The 258-nt window shown below is 44.6% G+C and carries 1 protein-coding gene; it reads right to left on the bottom strand.

The genetic code is table 11. From position 1 onward, the window contains the following. A partial coding sequence (locus ACYP03_RS26885) for a GFA family protein (RefSeq protein ID WP_459782792.1) occupies positions 1-193 on the bottom strand: 193 nt, incomplete at its 3' end. Between the last annotated feature and the right edge of the window lie 65 nt (positions 194-258).

The raw sequence follows: 258 nt of genomic DNA, 5'->3' as shown, positions 1-258 counted from the left end.
GGTTGTATCTCACTATGGCCTGTTCACCCTGCTCCCACCGGATATTGTGCGGCTGAGTAAAGAGGTTGGAAGCATGGGCTGATCCCGTCAGCTTTTTGCACTGATCGCAGTGACACAAATAAAAATGAGAAAAATCGTCATCCAGTGAAAAGGTGACTGTTCCGCACAGGCAACTGCCGTGTAATTGACGCATTGAACATTCCTTGTTGTTCGCAACCGATTAAACGTTAGATTTAACACTATTGCATATTGTTAAAC

Source organism: Photobacterium sp. R1, assembly GCF_054600795.1.
The sequence above is the reverse complement of the archived record's forward strand: the minus strand, read 5'-3'. Positions and strand labels throughout refer to the sequence as shown.